Origin of the sequence: Microcoleus sp. S36a_B3, assembly GCF_036700745.1 — a bacterium.
Classification (GTDB): Bacteria; Cyanobacteriota; Cyanobacteriia; order Cyanobacteriales; family Microcoleaceae; genus Microcoleus.
The window spans coordinates 308,264-327,256 of the sequence record NZ_JAUBPN010000002.1 but is presented as its reverse complement, the minus strand read 5'-3'; the positions used below and the strand labels follow the sequence as shown (position 1 = coordinate 327,256).

Genomic DNA, 18,993 nt, shown 5'->3' with positions numbered 1-18,993 from the left:
TTCTGGTTTCCCGTATCCAGAATTCTAGCTAACTCCCCGATTTCCAAAACGGGAAAATACTACAACAGAGGCTTTTGTTCCATGAGTCACGACCAATCGAATAACAGGGTAGTTGCTCCTTGCATCATTGATACAGGCATTGTCGTCAACAAGCGCGATATCAAAAGATTGCTGTTTGATTTAGGACGTGTGCGCTACCTTCACATCCAAGATGGCAAGATTTACAGCGAAGGCGAAGGGTACGTGCTCGAAGTCTTCGCCAACCCCCATAGGTCTACCCTGATTGCCAACCACGGGCTTTATTTGAACGTGTATAGTTTTGATTACCTGGAACTGAAACAGTCGCCTGAAGATGGTGCTTATTTTGACCTGATTCAAGACGGCCGGCAGTTGCGGTTAATTCCCCTCTCCAATCCTTTACAAGAGCAAGTCTCCCGGAATTTAAATGCTGCGGCTTTGGATGCGGTTGTCGATCAGGTACTCTCAGGCCACTGGGATCTGCAATTGGATGAGGATGATTCTCAGTTTTAACCGTCAGTCAGTCAGTCAGTAGATTTTAGATACTTCGGCTTCGCGAGCCTACGAGTTTTAGATTTTAGATTTGAGATTTACTCGCAGCTTTGAATCTGGGAGGTAGAACTAAGGTCTAAAATTTTTGGCCCTCCACGAGAATTGTCGGAAAATTGTCTCCGTTTTTGGGTGGGGTCATGGTTTTTTTTGTCGCGATGTCAACAACAATAGATTAAATAACACGGACGGCCGAGTAGCGGTTAACGAGCATCGGGGACTAATGACTGAGGACAAGGCGAAATTTTCTTTTGAATGTAAGGCTAACTGCAGCCATACCCAAGCGCGTGCAGGGGTTTTTAGCACTCCCCACGGTGTTGTGGAAACGCCAAAGTTTATGCCCGTGGGCACTTTGGCTAATGTCAAAACTTTGACTCCGGCACATCTTGAAGACGCGGGATCTCAAATGGTTTTGGCCAATACTTATCACTTGCACCTGCAGCCGGGGGAACGGATTGTCGCAGGCGCGGGCGGATTGCACAAATTTATGGCTTGGCCGGGCCCGATTCTGACGGATTCGGGCGGCTTTCAGGTGTTTAGCTTGAGCCAAATGCGGACTATTTCGGAGAATGGGGTGACTTTTCGAGCTCCCCGCGACGGCCGCATCATTAATTTAACGCCGGAAAAATCGATCGAGATTCAGAACGAGTTAGGCGCTGACGTGATTATGGCCTTTGACGAGTGTCCGCCTTACCCCGCTACACGGGACGAGGTGGAGGCAGCGACAGATCGCACTTACCGCTGGCTGCAACGCTGCATTCAAGCTCACTCGCGCCCGGAACAAGCTTTGTTCGGCATCGTGCAGGGGGGTGTTTTCCCCGATTTGCGATCGCGCGCGGCGAACCAGTTGGTAGACTTAGATTTGCCCGGTTATGCGATCGGCGGGGTTAGCGTCGGGGAATCGGGGGATTTGATCGCAGAGATTGTGAGAGTTACTGCGCCCCTGTTACCTGCAAATAAACCCCGTTATTTGATGGGGATTGGCACCTATCGGGAAATGGCGCTGGCGGTGGCGAGTGGCGTAGATATGTTTGACTGCGTGATTCCGACTCGGCTGGGCCGCCACGGGACGGCTTTTGTGCGCGGGGAACGCTGGAATTTGAAAAATGCTCGGTTTCGGGAGGATTTTGCTCCGCTGGATGAGTCTTGTCCTTGTTATACCTGCCAAAAATTCAGTCGGGCTTATTTGGCCCATTTGGCGCGGGCTAAGGAAGCTCTCAGCTATACTTTGCTGGCGCTGCACAACGTCACGGAGTTGATTCGCTTTACTGGAAAAATGCGGGAGGCGATTTTGGCCGATCGATTTACCGAAGAGTTTGCTCACTGGCTGACACCGACTGTCGATCGATGGTGAGTTCCTTGGGTGAAGATATGCGACAATTATTAAAATTGTGTTGGATAGGTAGGTTGATTCATGGAAGCTGCATTACTGTTGGCTAAACTGCCCGAGGCTTATGCAATCTTTGACCCTTTGGTTAATGTTTTGCCAGTGATTCCCGTGTTTTTCTTGCTGCTGGCTTTTGTCTGGCAAGCGGCTGTCGGGTTCAGATAAGTCTGATTTTAGTAAAAGCAGGGGCTATTCACAAATTAGCCCCTGCTTTTAGCTGTTGAGTTTTTGGTTCGATCGGGTTTGCGGTTGTTTCGGATAGATTTAACCGCAGAGTCCGCAGAGTCCGCAGAGTCGGAGGAGAGAGAGTTGAATCATTAATCGGTGTAGCGCCTTTCTTCAGTTACCGCCGATCGCCTTTTGGAATGCCGGTCTTTCCGAGATCCGCTTCATGTAATCTAAAACAGCCGGATAAGCGCTGAGGTCTAGTTTCAGCATCATCGGGATGTAGCATAAAATTGAGCCGACTGCTGCGTCGGCGACGCCGAATTCATCGCCCATTAAAAACGGCTGTTTCTCGAAAATGCGATTTAACGGTTGTAACATTTTCGGGGTTTCGCGATCGCGACTTGCTTCGACAAATATTCCCGGGCCGAGGGTAGCGTTAGCAAACATCACCCACTGCACGATTTCGGCTTGCTGCTCGACACTTTCGGGCATTTTACCGTATTTTTGAGCTAAATACAGCAAAATTGCGCCGGATTCCCAAAGTTTAAAATCTCCATCCACAATTGCCGGTACTTTGCCCATCGGGTTAATTTCCAGAAACTCTGGCTGCAAGTGTTCCCCTGCTTGCATATCTAGGGTGACGAATTCGTAGGGAACCGCTATTTCTTCAAGATACCACTGGACAATTGAGGCCCTGCTGCGGGCTCCGCCGTAAAGTTTCAGCACGGAATTTTATCCTTATAATGCAATATTGCTGTTATAGCATCTTTGGGGAATTGGAAATTGGGAATTGGGAATTGGGAATTGGGAATTGGGAATTGGGAATTGGGAATTGGGAATTGGGAAAATAACTAATGACTAATGACTAATGACTACTGACTACTGACTACTGACTACTGCCCTGTAATTATTGTCGCTTCTGTTAAGTGCACAAACAAGATTCTACTGCCAATAAAAATCAAAATTGATCCACCCAACATTTCGATTTTATTAGCAAACAAGTTGCCACACTTGTGTCCGATAAACACGCCCGCAAGGGCTAAAAAGAAAGTAATAAATCCGATCGCAGTCACCGCCTGAGCAATAGAATCTTTCAAGACAGCGAATCCGACTCCGACTGCCAGGGCATCGATACTCGTCGCCACCGACAGCGTTATCAAAGTTCCAGTATGTAAGGGATTGAACTTTTTTTCGCTTTCTTCGCTCTGCAGCGATTCGTAAATCATTTTACCGCCAATGAAACTCAACAGCCCAAAAACGATCCAATGGTCTATCGGTGTTATCCAAGAACTAAAACTCAGACCTGCCAACCATCCGATTACGGGCATCAAAGCTTGAAAGCAGCCGAAAAATAAGGCAATTTTTAAAGCTTTGTTGAGCTTCATGTGTTTGATTGCTAAACCGCTAGAAATCGACACAGCAAAAGCATCTGCTGCTAGTCCCAAGGAAAGAAAAACGGTAGTGGCTGCATCCATTTTTTTAAAGTGTAAAACGTTACGATTAAAGGTTTTTTTAGACAATTTTAGTCTACACTAAACCTCGATAAAATAACGTTTTTATCACAATACATTCATTTTTAAATCACATTTATTTCATAATTTGCAGGGTTGAAAAATGCCGGGATTAGTTGTAATGTACGATCGGGAGTTTTTCAGTACCAAAGTTGACAATGCCGCAATCTAAACCTTACCAGCCATTGTTGCTCAGATTACTGCACGGGCTTAACGGTGCGATCGCCCTTTTAGCAATTTTGACCGCATTTTTGGTGTACAACGCCTATGACGGGCGGTTGGGCAAAATCCCCGCGCCTCAGATTGCTGATATTATCGGGATTCACGGCACTTTCGGCAAATTGTTGCTGTTAGGAGTCATGCCGGCTTTTGCATTGTACAGTTTCCACGCAGGTCAACAACGCTTGGTGCAGCCGGATTCTTTTGGCAAACTAACTCAGTTGGGAAAACCGATTTGGTGGTACAGTTTGCACCGGATTGTGAATACTTTGATGTTGTTAGTGCTGACTTTTTCGATCGCCTCTGGAAGTATGGTTAAGGAAGAATGGCTTCCGGCGGGGGATTTGACGCAGATTTGGTATTATTTGCACGCTTCTGGTTGGGCGGTATTAGTGTTTTGTCTGCTGATGCACTTGTTGATGAGTGCGAAAGTGGGGGGTTTACCACTAATTTTGTCGATGTTTGATGTTGCGTACCGCCGGGAGGATTCGCCGGCTGCTTGGTGGCGCAAAATTCGCTCTTTTGTCGATCGCTCTTAATATAAAAATGAACAAAAATATCCTATTAATTGTTGTGGAAATCGTGGTAATGGGAGGCTGGTTATTTGCTGTTATCGCACCTTTATTGTTTCCCTAATCCGCTCGCGATCCGCTTCGCAGCAACGAATTTCTGTTTTACGGGCTTTATATCAAACGATCGGCAATTCTACGATAAACTCAGCACCGCCCCCAGTTTGAGATGCAATTTCAGACTGTACTGGAGATTGAACAGTAAAAATACCGCCGTGCAATTCTACAATAATTTTATAGCAAGCCGATAGTCCCAATACAGTAAAATTTTTCCAGGATTTAGTATTGCCAAATGGTTCAAATATTCTCTGTTGAATCTCTGGCGAAATCCGGCAGCCGTTGTGGGCGATCGATACTGCAACAAACCTGCCTGAAAAATGCTCTACTATATCTGTTCTAATTGTAATGATTGGCTCGGAGTTCTCAAGACTGTTAACAGCATCAATCGCATTGCTGAGGATATTCGTAAATACTTGGCTGAGTTGACCGGGATAACACAAAATTGGTGGCTGGTTGTTATATTCCTTGACTACTAATACTTTGGGAGACAGCCTGTGAGCGAGCAATAGCAGAACATTGTCGATACTTTCGCGAACGTTGGTTCGTTCTTTGTTAGCTTCGTCAGGAAGTGAAATTTTCCGAAAAGCCACTACGAGCTGCCGAATGCGATCGGTTCCTATTTTCAGAGAATTGAGAGTTTCTGGCAAGTCTTGGCTGATAAAATCTAGGTCGAAGGTTTCTATTTCTCTGGCAATTCGCGGCACTGGTTGAGGGTACTGTTCGCGATAAAGGTGAATTATTTCGAGCAAATATTTGATATAATCGTTGACGTGAATCAGGCGACCGTAAATAAAGTTAATTGGGTTATTAATGTCCTGGGAAATTCCGGCGGCGAGTTGACCCAAAATTGCCATTTTTTCGCTTTTTACTAAATGCTCTTCGGTTTTTCTCAGTTGGGCTAATACTTCTTCTAAAAGTTTGAGTTCTTCTTGAATTTGCCCCTGGAGTTGAGATTGAGAAATTGCGATCGCCAGTGAATCTGCTATGGCTTCCAAAATTTCTAATTCGTTGGGATTCGCACACTGCCGATTAGCAATGGCGAACAGATATCCCAGCCGATTAGTCTGAGTAAGTACGGGTACTGTTGCGTAGCGGCTGTTTGTGAGTTCGAGATGGGCTGGTTTTTGAAATCCTGCGACATCAGAGGCGGAGGTTTTATTGAGAATTACTGTTTCGCACCGGTGCAGCCGTGCAGCTAAATCTCCCGATGGCCCTCCGGTAGCGCCGAAGATTCCCAAGCGCCCCGATAAACCTTGTCGGCAATATTCCCAGCAAAATTCTACTGTATCTTGTCGGGGGTCGTACCAGCCGAATATTGCTCGATCGAGCTTTAACAATGTACCGAGTTCTTCTACTGTTGTTTGCAGGATGCGATCGAGCGGCAAGCCAGCGCGAATGCGGCCGCTCAAGCGGTGAATCAGGGCTTCTGAGCGAGTGCGGATGTAATTTTGGGCAAACAGCTTATGTGCTGCAACTACTGCGACAATAGCTGCTGCTAAGAGTATGGTGGCTGCTGCTGCTAATATGTTTAAGGCGATTAGTTCTTTTTCGATGTTGTGAGAAGGAATTACTAGGGCGATCGACCATTCAGCTTGCTCTAAGGGAAGATAAGCAACATAAACTCTGGCATCGTTGATTTTGGTCAACAAAATGCCCGTTTTTTGATAAACCATCTCCCTGGCTACATTTGCCAAATTAGTATCTGCGGACTCCAACAAACTCGGAGTCGGCTTGTCGATATTTCCGATTAACCGAGCGTCGGGATGGACAATGGGGACTCCTTGAGAATTGAGAACAAAAGCATAAGTTCCTGTTTCATATTCCAGTTTTTTTACTACTTCGGCTATTCTGTCGGTGCTGATTATGCCGTTCATTACTCCGATCGGCTTGTCGGCTGTTTTGTCCAGAAAATTTGCCGAATTTGAGCGCACCGGAGCCGAAATGGGAACAATACTCTGTTGTTTTAGCGTGCGAGAAATTGTAGGATCTGAAACATAGACTTCGCCAGCCATTGCTTTTTTGAAGTGTTGGCGATCGCTGACATTAATCAAAGCTCTGCCGACTTTTGTAGTGAAATAAAAACCGTCGGGATCGATTAATGCCAAATGCTCGAAGTCTTGTAGTCGATTGACTTCCGATTTTAAATAAGGCCCAGCCACTGACCAATTCATCGATCGCACCGAAGGAGTGTTTGCGAGGAGTTCTATCTCAGCCTTTTTCGTGCCGATCCAGCGATCGATCTTGTTCCCGCGCTGCTTAACCTCTAACAAAGCATTTCGTTCTAAATTGTCCACAATCAAGCGGCGCACGCTTTGATAGCTGATGTAGCCAGCGATGCTAGCTGCCACAATTGCTACGCCCACAATTAACAGCACAATTTTGTAGGCAAGATCGTATTTGCCCTTAAATCTCGATCGCAATATTCGGGTTAATTTCCACCACTTCACTTTCGCAAAGCTTCGCATGGTTTGACCAATTTGTGTAAAATCTTCAGCTAACCTGCGATGCACTTGCTCGCCTGCGAGTAGTCTGAAAAACTACTAGCATTCAATAAGTGCGGGGATTTTTTAATTTTTTCCCCTGGCCGGCTCACTCTGTTAAACTGGAATCAGATTTTACCATATTTTTGATAAATTAAAACATTTCAGCGACTACTTAAGTATAAGTCATCAGTCATCAGTCATCAGTCATCAGTCATCAGTCATTGGTCATCGGTCATCAGGAAGAAGTATTACACAGTAAGCTTTTTAGCGATCGGGCTTTTGCTTGTTACCAGTTCGAGCGAAAGCCTCGCCTATAGACGAAGATGAGCCTCTTTTGACCTCCCAACTTATACCAAAGAGGACTGTAGAAGCTGTTTGAGTTATTAAATTTTTCTTCTTTAATTGTTTTGTTAAGTCTTGTTAAGAGTCATATAAAATGCGTATTCCATGCTTTAGGTTGAAATTTAGTAAGGTACGGGCAAGGACACACCCTAAGTTAATGTGTTTGGCGTTTTTTTTAATAAAACATTAAAAGTTTTGAGTTATTAATGAATGAACTAAAAATGTGTTATATCAATTCCGGTTGCACTCATACATGATGTGAACTGTGAACTGTTAACTGTTAACGGTTAACAGTCAACAGTCAACAGTGAATTTACTATTCCCATGAAGAGAGGATTTGATATTAAATATTCAATTCACATTTCAAAACTCAAAACTATTTTCGGTGCTAAATTGCCGCAGTTTGGCGACTTAATTTAAAGAACCTTGTGAGTGTGATCGTGCTGTTTCACATTATCTTCAGTGCGAACGATGCGCTCGGAATTGAGGACTCTTTTGCGTTCTAAGGAATAAGTAAAGTCATTGCGAACTGTTCCTGACGGAATGTGAACTTGAGCTTGGGGGCGGATTTTGTAAGTGCGGGCTGCGGCGATCGCCCGAAAGCCGAATTCGTCGCTAAACTGAGCTTCCGAGGGAAATTCCGGCAGCCTTTTGGGTGAGTCGCCCTCCAGCACCTCTCCTAAAGTCGTACCCCAAGCCATTTCATAAGATGTGGGAATGCCCTTGACAATTGCTTCCAAAGCTGCTGAAGGGATAGCTTCGATGATTTTTACTTGATGAACTTCGCCTTCTTCTTTAATGAAGCAGGTGGCCAAGCCCACTGCGATATAGTCGTCGGTGCAGAGATCGGGGGCGGTGGGATAAACTGTTGCAGTTGTCATAAAAAAATCTTTTGAGTAGGAGTTGAAAACCGTTCGCGAAAAATCAAGCGATTTTAGATTTTAGATTTTTTGCACGGATTTTTCTGGGGGCTTTGACTTGAAAAATCTCAAACTGGCTGTATCTAATATCTAAAATTGTTGGGGTAAGCTCCAAAGAGCCGATCGCGCCAGCGAGTTGATCGTACCACATCAAGGCAAATGCCGAATGATGCGGCAAGGATTCCCGGCCGCCACGACATTTGCGGGAATATCTTTGACCACAACGCTACCTGCGCCGATCGTGCTATTATCGCCCACAGTCACTCCGGGACAAATAATACTGCCGCCACCAATCCAAACATTATTACCAATATTAATTTCTGCGGCGAGTTCGCGGCCAGAAAGTCTAATTTCTGGGTCTGTGGGGTGAAAAGCGGTGTAAATTTGCACATTGGGGCCGCATAGCAAATTTTCACCAATGTTAACTCGATTGCAGTCAAGAATTACGCAGCCAAAATTCATGTACAATCCGTTTCCAGCATAAATATTGCTGCCATAGTCGCAGTAAAAAGGCGGCTCGATTTCGACTTTGGGGCCGATGGCACCGAACCATTCGGCGAGAATTTCTAACCGTTTGTCGGGTTCGTCTTCGCGCGTAGAATTGTAAGTTCTGGCGAGGCGGCGGGCTCGGTGGCGTTCGGCAATTAATTGCTCGTCAGCACCTAAATACAATTCGCCAGCGAGCATTTTTTGTTTTTCGGTTTGTTTCATAAAAATCGGCGGGATCAGATAATAGGGCGGTTGAACTTTGGTTGAAACTGAGATGTTGCACCTGTGGCAAAAACCGGGTTTCTGACCGCAAATTTAACATCAAAACCTATATTTATCGTTCAGAAACCCGGTTTTTAAGAGCTTATGGAGAATGGTGCAAGATGTCAGTTTCAACTGCCGGGTATGCTTAATTCTGCAAACAAATGGTTAAATCCAGATTGGTTAATTGCTCAAAAGCTCGATCGATAGATCCTTTTTTCCGCAAAAAACCAGTATTCGCAGCGGGGCAAATATACTGTAAAGTCGAAGGGGAAAATCCATCGATAATTGACTTCACGCTGTTAATTTGTCTGGGCCAGTGAAAAGTTTTTGCCGTCCGAATGGGTACTGGAGCGCCTTCGCGGTTGGGGAGCAAGTGTCTGCCGGAAAACAGGACTCCACCGCTGCCACTATCATAAAGACAAGAGGAACCAGGAGAGTGACCGGGAGTCCAAAATGCTTTCATTCGATCGCTCAAAGTAAATTCTCGCTCAAAAACCGTCACCCGCAATCCCGGCAGCAAATAAGCTTCCTGCTCTTGAATCAGGATATCGCACCCCGTGGCTTCCTGAATCTCCCGCGCCTTGGCCATAGCGCCGCGGTGGGTGAGAAACAGCAGCCGCACACCGCCGCATTCCTCCAAAAAGGCTTGGTTAATCTCATCCCAAGGGGGACAATCCACTAAGATGTTCGATTCGTTTTCTACAATGAAATAGGCTGTCGCACCCAGGGTATCCCGGTTAGGCGCGAAAGCAAAGATATTTTGCAGTACCAGCCTGGGCTGTTTGGAGACGGAACTCTGTTGTTTCAAGGAAGTAATAAATATTATGTTTTTTTTACTATGGTTGTTGGTTTTGGGCCTGATATCTTACTACTTGTTGCAGAGCAGCATCAGCCGCATCACCAGAACTCCGGTATGGCTGCTGTGGCTGGTAATGATGACGCCGGCGCTGATTTGGAGCGGTTGGGTTTTAGCTAACGGCGCAAAAAAAACAGCACCGCCGGAGTTGGTAATTATACCTTTTTTGGTTTGCCCTGTCTTGTATTGGTTTTTGGTGCAGTTGGGACGCAAGGAAATTACCCGATCGGATTCCGAGCAAGTAACAGATTCGGGCGCTGAACCTGCCAAGCCAAAACCGCCCCTGCGCCCGATCGATTCAGCGGAAGAAGCAAGTTTGCGCGATTGTTTTCCTTGGTCAATTTACTTTTTGCGGGATTTAGAATTTCGCCCGCAGGCTGTGATTTGTCGCGGACAATTACGCACCAACCCGGAAGCGGCTTATCAAACAATTCGGGACAATGTAGAACAGCATTTTGGCGATCGCTTTTTAGTCATATTTCAAAACAGTTTGAGCGGTCAACCTTTTTTTGCCATAGTTCCTAACCCCAGCCGCCAATCAGTAGAAACTCCCGTCAAAACTGCACCTGTTACCAGACCATTTTTCGCCTTAGCTTTGCTGCTGATCGCCGTGTTTACGACTACGATTGTCGGCTCACAAATTGCCGGAGTTACTGAAAAAGTTTTGCAGTCTAACCCGTCAATGTTGCTCCGGGGTTTGCCTTACTCGCTGGCGCTAATTACAATTTTGGCATTTCACGAATCAGGACACTATTTAGCTGCCAGATTCTATAAAATTCGCACGACTTTGCCTTATTTTATTCCAATTCCATTTTTCTTGGGAACTTTGGGCGCTTTTATTCAAATGCGGAGTCCAATTCCCCACCGCCGAGCTTTATTTGATATTAGTATTGCCGGCCCGTTTACGGGTTTAGTTGCGACAGTGCCCTTATTAATTTGGGGTTTGCAGCATTCAACCATTGTACCGCTTTCTGAAAAGTCGGGAATGTTAAACTTTGACTCTTTTAGTCCAAATTTTTCGTTGCTGATGACTTTGTTGAGCAAGTTAACTTTGGGCGGTGCTTTGAATGTGGAAACTGCGATTAATTTGCATCCGGTGGCGGTGGCGGGTTATTTGGGTTTGATCCTGACGGCGTTTAATTTGATGCCGGTGGGACAATTCGACGGTGGGCACATTGTACACGCGATGTTCGGCCAGCGAGCAAGTATGGCGATCGGACAAGTTGCTAGAGTTTGTATGCTGCTGCTGGGTTTTTTGGAACAGGGTTTGCTGTTGTGGGCAATTATTTTATTGTTGACACCTCTCAACGATGAACCGGCGTTGAATGATGTTAGCGAATTGGATAACCGGCGGGATTTTTTGGGGTTGCTGGCGATCGGGCTTTTGTTAATTATTTTGTTGCCGGCTCCCAAGATACTCGTTCAGTGGTTAAATGTTTAGAAGGAAGTTCGGCAGCGATCGGGGTACAAGATGTAACGGATTTAGGCAATCACGTTTGAGGGCCTCCCTATAACCTCTCTGGGGCTCATACTCATTGATGAATTGACGACCACATTGGACACAAATGTGATTCTATTTTCCTTTCTTCTTGCCATTTTTACGGATATGGGTTGATTTACATTCGCTTGCGTTGCATAAATTATTCCTCCTATTCATACTCTAACTCAGCAACGCCAACGATTGAACAATAGACCTCTTGCAACGAATTTCGCGATTAGTCAGGAAGACGTTATCGTTTTCTAAAAAGTTGGAGAATCACTCATAGTGCTATTTGGAACTTCATTCATGACTACAATCACCAAATCCGATTAGAAATACTGAAAGTTCAACCGCGTCAATTTTCTCCATCCTTTACATAAAAGCACTACCGACATTTTAATTGTTAGTTTGGCATACCAAGTAAGGAAGATCCTAAATTTTGATAGCTTCCAAAGTCTTCAGTGCTTCCGAAACGTGAGCCTTAAAATCCAACATCGAGTCAAAAATATGCTTGACAACCCCTTGTTTGTCAATCACATAAGTTACTCTACCGGGCATAATCCACATAGTAGCCGGAACCCCGTACAATTGCCGAACCTTATTGCCCGTATCGCTCAACAGTGTAAATGGTAACTGATATTTTGACGCAAATTTCTCGTGGGATTGTTGCGAATCATCGCTAATTCCGATCACTTCCGCACCTGCATCTTTGAAAACTTCATAACTATCTCGAAAAGCGCAAGCTTCCGCCGTGCATCCCGGTGTATCGTCTTTCGGGTAAAAGTAGACGATGACATTTTTTTGACCACGAAAATCCTTGAGGCTGACTGATGCCCCAGTTTGCGACGTTAAGGTAAAATCCGGTGCCGTATCTCCTACTTTGACTGCCATATTTGTTTAACCCTGTTTGCTGGAAATTTTCATTTTTGTTATTGTACAATTTTTTATGGAAAACCGGGCGGTTTCAACCGCCGTCTTGCTTCGACAAAATCAAATTGAGTACGTTCAACTCATTAGAACTCAAAAGATACTTATCGGTAAACATCTTTTCCCGGCTTTGCTCTAAACTGTAGCTTCTAAACACGATAAACGGGAATTCGTGGTACTTATGCCCGATCGGCATTACACTGTCTATCGGATAGGTCGATCGCACGTAAGCCGACAAAATATCCCGAAACCTCCTGTCATCCGGTTCCTCCAGCTTCGTCTGTGCAAAATACTCCTGCATCTCCTCGCCGCTGACAAAAGCAAACAAAGGTATAGCATAATAGCGATCGAACTGCTGACTCTGCTGCTCAAAATACTGAGTTTTCTCGATTTCGCCGTTGAGAATGTGCAAAAGCTCGATCGCACCACCCCGAATAGCCGATTTTACATTCTCAGGAGAGGATTTACTATTTGCGATCGTCTCCATTTTTTTCAGCAACTGATTCTCCAAACATTTCTTAATTTCCCCATTCAGCCGCATCTGATAGTTTTCCTTCACACTTTTATCAGCCAAAGGAACTAATAACAAACTCCCCAAAACATGACCAATCTCTAAATGATCGTAACCCAGCAAACCCTCAAGAGGATTGCACATCTGCAAAAACTTCCGATTAAAATTCTCCCGCATTTCCAAGTAAGAATTGCCCTTTGCACGAGACTCCTCAGAATTTGGCAAAACCTCATACTCTCCGCGACTCAAAAGCTCCTCCAGCCCCTCATAAACCTCCTTAAAATACACATTTTGGGGGCGACTGCGATGTTCGCTTTTCAACGCTTTAATCAAACTCGCTATTTTGCTGCTAAAAGTATCGCCCACAGCAGAAATTGACTTCCCGCCAATCGGAATCATCAAAAACTTTTCCCTACCCAAATATCCATATCCCACAATCCGCGTCATCACCGCAGTCTTCAAAATCAGCAGCAAATTCAACAAACTCAACTTGCTTTCCTGTAGCGAAAGTTCCGCATCATCAGCATAGTAAACCGCCGTATCAGACAAGTAAAAAACCAACTCCTTAGCTTCACCATCCAGCGTATTACCATCATCATCTTCCCCGCGCCCCCGATAAATCACCTGAATCACCTCCATCAGATTTTTCTCAATCTGAAAGCGGGGAATATCTACTAAAATATGCTTAGTTTTCGGGAAAGACAAGCCGCGACTTCCCGATGCAGTCATGAAGATTACTTTAACTGTGTTTTTGCACTTATGTATTTGCTCTTTTTCCTCTTCCGAAATGTTCGCGTGGACTTCCAGATAATCGAGAAACGGATCGAATCTGTCGCGATTCGATCGAATTCTCATAATTAATTCAGTCAATCTTCGCTTATCCTGAATGTAGACGATAATTTGTTCTACACCAGGGATTGCTAACCGCTGATTGATATCTTCAATTATTTGAGACTGTACCCGTTTAACTAAATCATTCTTTGGATTTAAAGCAGTATCTTCTATGTATTTAACAGTCTCTACAAACACCTTATAATTTATTTCTAAACTGCTAGCGGGATAGGAATTTGTATTAATAACTTTAGCAGCTAACCGTTTGAATTCAAAAGGTATCGCTTGCAATGGCGGGATTTCTTCAAATTTTTTGGGTAATTTTTTGAAATATATTTTATCTGGTTCCGGCGAGGTATCATTTAGGTGTTGTTTAATCACATCCGGGTCAACAATCGAAGCGTCCGCTACAATAATTTTAGTATTAAAACTATGTTTTGAGTTGTGCAACTCATATTTTTTTACCAGCTTATCAATTCCATGCAGAAACTCAACGCCGCTGTCGTCTCCCGTGATTTCATCAATCATAATGAAAATGTGTTTGATGCGGCTAGAAATTTCTTGCATTCTAGCGGGTATGACATCTTTTTCCTGCTTGTTGTAAGCATCTTGAAAAATCTTCTCTAAATGCTGGAGGGTATTTTTCCCATATTCTGTCACCTTCAAAGACTGAATAGAAACTGTAGCCACAATATTGTTCGATTCCTTGCAATTAATGCGTGCATATATGGCCTCACAAACGCTATTTAGCACTCCATTAGTTTTGCCAGTCGTAGGTTTAATTACCGTTTCTCCCTTCCTTTCAAGTTGGGGTTTGTGATATTCTTTTCGCTGGATTTCTGCGCTATCGTTGATGAAGTGGACTGTTTTTTGTTGAAAGTTTTCGTAATAGTTATTAGCTACGTAGTTGACGGTACATTGTCCTGAATTGCTTTTGATGATATCGGAGTTTGAGTTGATACAAAATAATCTATTGTCGCACAACAAACGAGTCTCTTGATCTCGGAATTTCTCGATAATATCTAAGTTAACTTGCTTGCGGGGACTGACATAAAAGAATAAAAAGCCGTCGTCTATATGGGTTTTGAGGAAATTTGCGATCGCAGTTGTTTTCCCAATTCCCGGATTTCCCGTCAAAAATAGGTAAGTTTCCTCAGATTCCAGTGCTTTGACAATTAACTGAGCGTGAGCATTTCTCAGGTGTAATGCGCGATCGATTTGCAAATCATCAGCCAATTTATCTGATATAATATCAATGGAATTGACAAAGTTATCTACCCGCTCTGTATTACACACAGGTGTAGAAGTTTTGCCAATAGTCAATAAATCTTTGACAAACTTTTTGCCATTCTGAAAACTGCGAGCGGCGTTAAGCTGGGTTGCATCTAAAACTTCGCCGCGAGCATCGTTAATCTCTTTACCTTTGGATTCCTGCTGGTAGATTTTGGCACAATTCGCCAAGATGTCAATTTTATCACTGCGGAGGGAAATTGCGTTGATTGTGCGATCGCTATAACCGACAACATTCAACAAAACCTCAGCATCATCAGGAATCATCCCAGTCGTTTGCAGAAAACCGTAGAAACTGTGAGCGTAGCTACCAGCCTGAATCAACTTAGCGCTTTCCTTATCCTTATACTTAAAAGCCGTAAAATAGCGGTTTAAACCCTCGGAAAAATCAACCCCTAAAGTGCTAGTATCGATTCGCAGATTAGAAAAAACACTTTTCGATCGCAAATAGCTAATTTCTCTGAGCAAAGACTTCCGCATCACCTCTATTTCGTTGATATTATCGACTTTTTCCGAAGTCAACGGGGGAGTAAACACAGACAAATCAACGCACAGAATCCTAAAATCTCTACCATTCTGTAACAAAATCAGAGTATCAGCTTGCAAAAATTCGCCTTTTTTCTTGTAGCGGCGGATGTACGAGTTAATCTCATCGTCTGATAAATTTGGTTTCGCAATTTTAAACTGAGATAATACCTCTTTAAACGCTACTTTTTTATCCTTGTTATAGGTTCTGATACTGTTAGCATCACTAAAACTGCACTGACAGTACAAAATTTTCGACAGCTTTAAATTCCAGCCTGTCGATTTGATGTACTCCCGGAAGAAATTTAACCCACCCAGAAAGCCTTTTTGAACAAAAAACAGGCTCCATTTTTCAACAATTTTAGCATCCAAACTACCAAGCAAATTAGCTTCTCTAGTTATTTCCGCCGTCATCTTTGGTAAACTGAGCTTATGCAAATCTAGGCGGTAAGAATTGCCGAAATTGTGAGCTATATTTTCCCGCTGAATATATGCCAGAATCCCGATGTTGAATCCAACCTCAAACAGCCGTCCAAAATCTTCACCAATCATGATTGTGTAGCTCCTGTACTGACATTCAATACTTCTCTTACCTTATTCAAAAATGCCAGGGAATTAAAATCTGCACCGCCAGCATGACTAAATATAGACAAAGCACCAACCGAGTCATCGCCAATAATCCGCTCGTAGGGGTCAAGTTTTAAACTAATATTTTGACGAGCTTCATACCGAAAAAAGTGGAACACTGTTAGATAGTTTAGCAAAGTGTTTTTGATTTCACCATCATAAATCAAACCTTCACGAATATCTTGATCGTCTAGAATACCTTGATAGATATTCAACAGCGTCGAGTAGGAAATCACACCGTTGTAAAAGTTTTTTTCTCCTGACTGCTTGACTTTAATCCCGTTAAACAAGTTGAAAAACATCACAGCTTGCTGACTCGTATCTGCAAACAAGCTTTCCAGTTCCATTGTATCTTGAATATAAAAAGATTTTCCCTGATCACCTAGAAAACTGCGGACATAGTATTTGTCAAAAAATATCGGATAAATCTTGATATCTCGGCGCTCTCCTTTCAAAGTTCGGAGCAGTTTTTTTGACATAAAAGACAATTCCTCGTCTTCCTCTGTCTTGGTAATATGCAGTGTACTCATGTAAGGTGCTTGCGAAATATATGCGAAATTCCGATATCCTTGTCGATAAAGCTGACTCATTACATCTTCAAGGATTAACGGCTCAGAATAAAGACGGCTGACACTGTAATTCTCGGAAAATGTTTTCAGCATTTCGACTTGAATTGTGCTGTCGTCTAGGCGATTGATTCCGACAACTTCTCCAATTAAGCTGGCTTGTCTTTGGAAGCGGTTTTGATTACCTCTTTTTGCATCACTATCTCGGCTGGAAACAACAATAATTGCTAACTTGTCTAATTCTGGAGCTAGCTGTACATTGTCGTCGAAGCGAAACTTTTTAGGAAGTATTGAATACATCGAACTCAAACCGTTACGAATTGTGTAACCCTTGGGTTCTTTTTTAATCCGAAATCCTTGAGAAGTTGAGCGTTGTTTTTCACTCAAAATATGAGACAAGGTTTTGGAAAGATTAGCCATAAACTTTTCTGAGGGCGAAGGGTTTTTTTCGTCGCCTTCATGGAGTCTCACCATCGGAATAAACAAGTTGTCCGCAGCATTTTCGAGCAATATTTTCAGACAGATATAAGACAGCAGCAGCATGGTAAACTTATACACAAAAGTCGCCGCAGGCTGCAAACCTTTATCACCACTGTCTAGTCGTCTGTCGTCATAGGGAAACAAAACTAATTTGGTCTTAAAATGCTTGTTGTAGATTGCTCTAGAGCGATCGGCTTTAGGTGCAGAAAGTACAGGCAAAACATCGATACCTTTAATATTGTACTCCATGCTAAAAGTTTGGCGCTCATCAGTCGGAAAATAGCGGACATCTTCTATGGTAATACTGACTGGTAGCTGGCAAATAGATTTTTCATCGACACTAGGATCTTTGACGGTAATATAATGAAGCGTTTGCTTATAATTTCGCTCCATAATGTCATTAAAAAATTTACCAGTCGTCAAAATATTCTCAATATCCTCTACCAAGCCCATTTTGAGGTTTACGTGTCGCGTTTCTGTGCGGCTTGGCAAAATTGTCTGCCGCTCCAGAAAGCCTTTCAGCATTCTTTTCAGATGCGTAATTTTGTGCTTAACATTGACTTCTTTAAATCGCGTCAGAAAATTTCGGAAAAGTCTTTTTTTTATTTCGTCATTGTCACGACTCAATACATTTTTGATTAGTTGATCAAAACTAGGAATAGGATTAAAATCAAGTTCTAATTCAGGGTTGTAATTTTCCGTCTCTGGGGTGTGGGGAGATGCAAATGCAAAGTGATACAATAATACTATTTTTAACACTTTGCGTACAAATGTTTCGGTATTAGAATACTCTTCAAATTCTGCTTTGTGTTCTTCACTATCTGGATTTAGCAGATTTAGATAATATTCAAATACTTCTTTCCCACCGCGCGCTTGAACTGGGTTGTCAAATTTAATTTTTAGTCCAAAAATAAACTTACGTTCGTTACGAGAATTGTCCGTACTTTCTCCCAAGTAACCTTCTACAATGGGAATAATTGGCAGTGAATCTAGGACTTCCGCTCTGGCAAATATCTCTCTGTAATTAACTCTAATCCCACCATAATTTACCTCGTAATCGCCATCAGATTTATTTGGGTCGTTGATATAAGCTTCTATCAATCTGAGGCGACGAATCAAGTCTTCTAAATAGATGATTCCTACCGCATCTGTAGTGTTGCTAGCGCGAATGTGTTCTAGCAGATAATCTAAATAAATAATCTGAGCTTCTTTGTTGATTTTCCCCAGAGTTTCTTTATCTACCAGTCGGATTAATTTGTGAAAATCAGAGTCGGGATTTTTAACCATCTCATCAAGACGATGGTTAAGGTCTTCTTTTTCACTGCTAGTCTCGGCATTTTCATTGATATAATTTTGCAAACCCTGCTTGAGTTCTTGTTCAAAAATATCAGTATTTCGCACATCAATCGTCAATTTATGCAGTTTTAAAGTCGCATGACTACCAGAATCTCGGCTTTGCAAAGTTAGCTTTTCTTTTTCTAAAGAAGTGTGGCGTTTGCCAAAATCGTATTTGAAGCCTAACTCTTGGCCACTTCCCAGAAAAGAGGGTGAATCTAAAGGACTAATCAAACTAGCGACAAACCTTTCAATAGAAGTATTTTGTGGCAATTTAGATGCTAATTGTTGTCGCAAAGACTGTTGAATTTGCCTGACTTGAGTGCCAAAATGCTCTTCTACTTGCTGCGGAAAGTTAACAGTGGCAGAATGTGCTTGAGGTTCAAAAGAACCCAAGGGTTGCCGTACTTGCATTTGGGCAACATCAGCGGCGATGGTGTCAATATCAATTAACAAACGACGGCGGTCTTCTGATACGTTAAACGGGTTCTTTCCCTGCAAAACTTCTAAAATCTTGTCCAGTAAATCGCCATAGTCTACTGGAACCAGTTCCTCGTCGCCTAGTCTTAAGATATTCACCCTGTTA

At 43.3% G+C, this 18,993-nt stretch carries 14 protein-coding genes and 1 pseudogene; 5 read left to right on the top strand and 10 right to left on the bottom strand.

From position 1 onward, the window contains the following. The first annotated feature begins 81 nt into the window (after nucleotides 1-81). The 3 genes from QUA01_RS03425 to QUA01_RS03415 all read left to right on the top strand — a co-directional run bounded on the left by QUA01_RS03425 (nucleotide 82) and on the right by QUA01_RS03415 (nucleotide 2,119). On the top strand, nucleotides 82-531 hold the full coding sequence (locus tag QUA01_RS03425) for a hypothetical protein (RefSeq protein ID WP_333087554.1): 450 nt from the start codon (nucleotides 82-84) through the stop codon (nucleotides 529-531). A gap of 259 nt (nucleotides 532-790) precedes the next feature. Further along, entirely contained in the window at nucleotides 791-1,921 is a 1,131-nt protein-coding gene (gene tgt / locus QUA01_RS03420) for a tRNA guanosine(34) transglycosylase Tgt (protein WP_333087555.1), read from the top strand. A 60-nt stretch (nucleotides 1,922-1,981) separates the two neighbouring features. Beyond that, the gene (locus QUA01_RS03415) at nucleotides 1,982-2,119 is read left to right on the top strand and encodes a photosystem II reaction center protein K (RefSeq protein WP_068815178.1); all 138 of its coding nucleotides are present in this window, start codon (nucleotides 1,982-1,984) and stop codon (nucleotides 2,117-2,119) included. A gap of 174 nt (nucleotides 2,120-2,293) precedes the next feature. On the opposite strand, the gene QUA01_RS03410 is transcribed toward QUA01_RS03415, so the two are convergent. Both QUA01_RS03410 and QUA01_RS03405 read right to left on the bottom strand, forming a co-directional pair. Next, nucleotides 2,294-2,848, bottom strand: coding sequence for a glutathione S-transferase family protein (locus QUA01_RS03410; protein ID WP_333087557.1), 555 nt, complete (start codon nucleotides 2,846-2,848; stop codon nucleotides 2,294-2,296). Nucleotides 2,849-3,015: 167 nt separating this feature from the next. Then, the gene (locus QUA01_RS03405) at nucleotides 3,016-3,597 is read right to left on the bottom strand and encodes a manganese efflux pump MntP (protein WP_333087558.1); all 582 of its coding nucleotides are present in this window, start codon (nucleotides 3,595-3,597) and stop codon (nucleotides 3,016-3,018) included. 194 nt (nucleotides 3,598-3,791) lie between these two features. Between QUA01_RS03405 and QUA01_RS03400 the strand changes: the two genes are divergently transcribed. Then, nucleotides 3,792-4,391, top strand: coding sequence for a cytochrome b/b6 domain-containing protein (locus tag QUA01_RS03400; RefSeq protein ID WP_333087560.1), 600 nt, complete (start codon nucleotides 3,792-3,794; stop codon nucleotides 4,389-4,391). A gap of 149 nt (nucleotides 4,392-4,540) precedes the next feature. Here the strand turns inward: QUA01_RS03400 and QUA01_RS03395 are convergent, their stop codons facing one another. From QUA01_RS03395 to QUA01_RS03380, 4 genes are all read right to left on the bottom strand, one after another. Next, a complete protein-coding gene (locus QUA01_RS03395; protein WP_333087561.1) occupies nucleotides 4,541-6,928 on the bottom strand; it encodes a cache domain-containing protein in 2,388 nt (795 codons plus the stop codon). A gap of 794 nt (nucleotides 6,929-7,722) precedes the next feature. Further along, nucleotides 7,723-8,187: a hypothetical protein gene (locus tag QUA01_RS03390; protein ID WP_333087563.1), complete on the bottom strand. Its 465-nt coding sequence runs from the start codon at nucleotides 8,185-8,187 to the stop codon at nucleotides 7,723-7,725. 189 nt (nucleotides 8,188-8,376) lie between these two features. Further along, nucleotides 8,377-8,937 carry a sugar O-acetyltransferase gene (locus QUA01_RS03385; RefSeq protein ID WP_333087565.1) on the bottom strand — a complete coding sequence of 187 codons (561 nt, stop codon included), beginning with the start codon at nucleotides 8,935-8,937 and terminating at the stop codon, nucleotides 8,377-8,379. 187 nt (nucleotides 8,938-9,124) lie between these two features. Further along, nucleotides 9,125-9,787 carry an MBL fold metallo-hydrolase gene (locus tag QUA01_RS03380; protein ID WP_333087568.1) on the bottom strand — a complete coding sequence of 221 codons (663 nt, stop codon included), beginning with the start codon at nucleotides 9,785-9,787 and terminating at the stop codon, nucleotides 9,125-9,127. Between the two features lie 16 nt (nucleotides 9,788-9,803). On the opposite strand from QUA01_RS03380, the gene QUA01_RS03375 reads away from it, so the two are divergent. After that, nucleotides 9,804-11,276, top strand: coding sequence for a site-2 protease family protein (locus QUA01_RS03375; RefSeq protein ID WP_333087570.1), 1,473 nt, complete (start codon nucleotides 9,804-9,806; stop codon nucleotides 11,274-11,276). A 42-nt stretch (nucleotides 11,277-11,318) separates the two neighbouring features. Here QUA01_RS03375 and QUA01_RS27310 read toward each other — a convergent pair. The 4 genes and pseudogenes from QUA01_RS27310 to QUA01_RS03360 all read right to left on the bottom strand — a co-directional run. Further along, nucleotides 11,319-11,492: pseudogene (locus tag QUA01_RS27310) on the bottom strand (IS1/IS1595 family N-terminal zinc-binding domain-containing protein); the annotation flags it as partial. 255 nt (nucleotides 11,493-11,747) lie between these two features. Then, on the bottom strand, nucleotides 11,748-12,206 hold the full coding sequence (locus QUA01_RS03370) for a peroxiredoxin (protein WP_333087571.1): 459 nt from the start codon (nucleotides 12,204-12,206) through the stop codon (nucleotides 11,748-11,750). A gap of 73 nt (nucleotides 12,207-12,279) precedes the next feature. Next, nucleotides 12,280-15,951, bottom strand: coding sequence for a helicase (locus tag QUA01_RS03365; RefSeq protein WP_333087572.1), 3,672 nt, complete (start codon nucleotides 15,949-15,951; stop codon nucleotides 12,280-12,282). Next, on the bottom strand, nucleotides 15,948-18,986 hold the full coding sequence (locus QUA01_RS03360) for a hypothetical protein (RefSeq protein ID WP_333087573.1): 3,039 nt from the start codon (nucleotides 18,984-18,986) through the stop codon (nucleotides 15,948-15,950). The genes QUA01_RS03365 and QUA01_RS03360 overlap by 4 nt, the downstream gene beginning before the upstream one ends. Between the last annotated feature and the right edge of the window lie 7 nt (nucleotides 18,987-18,993).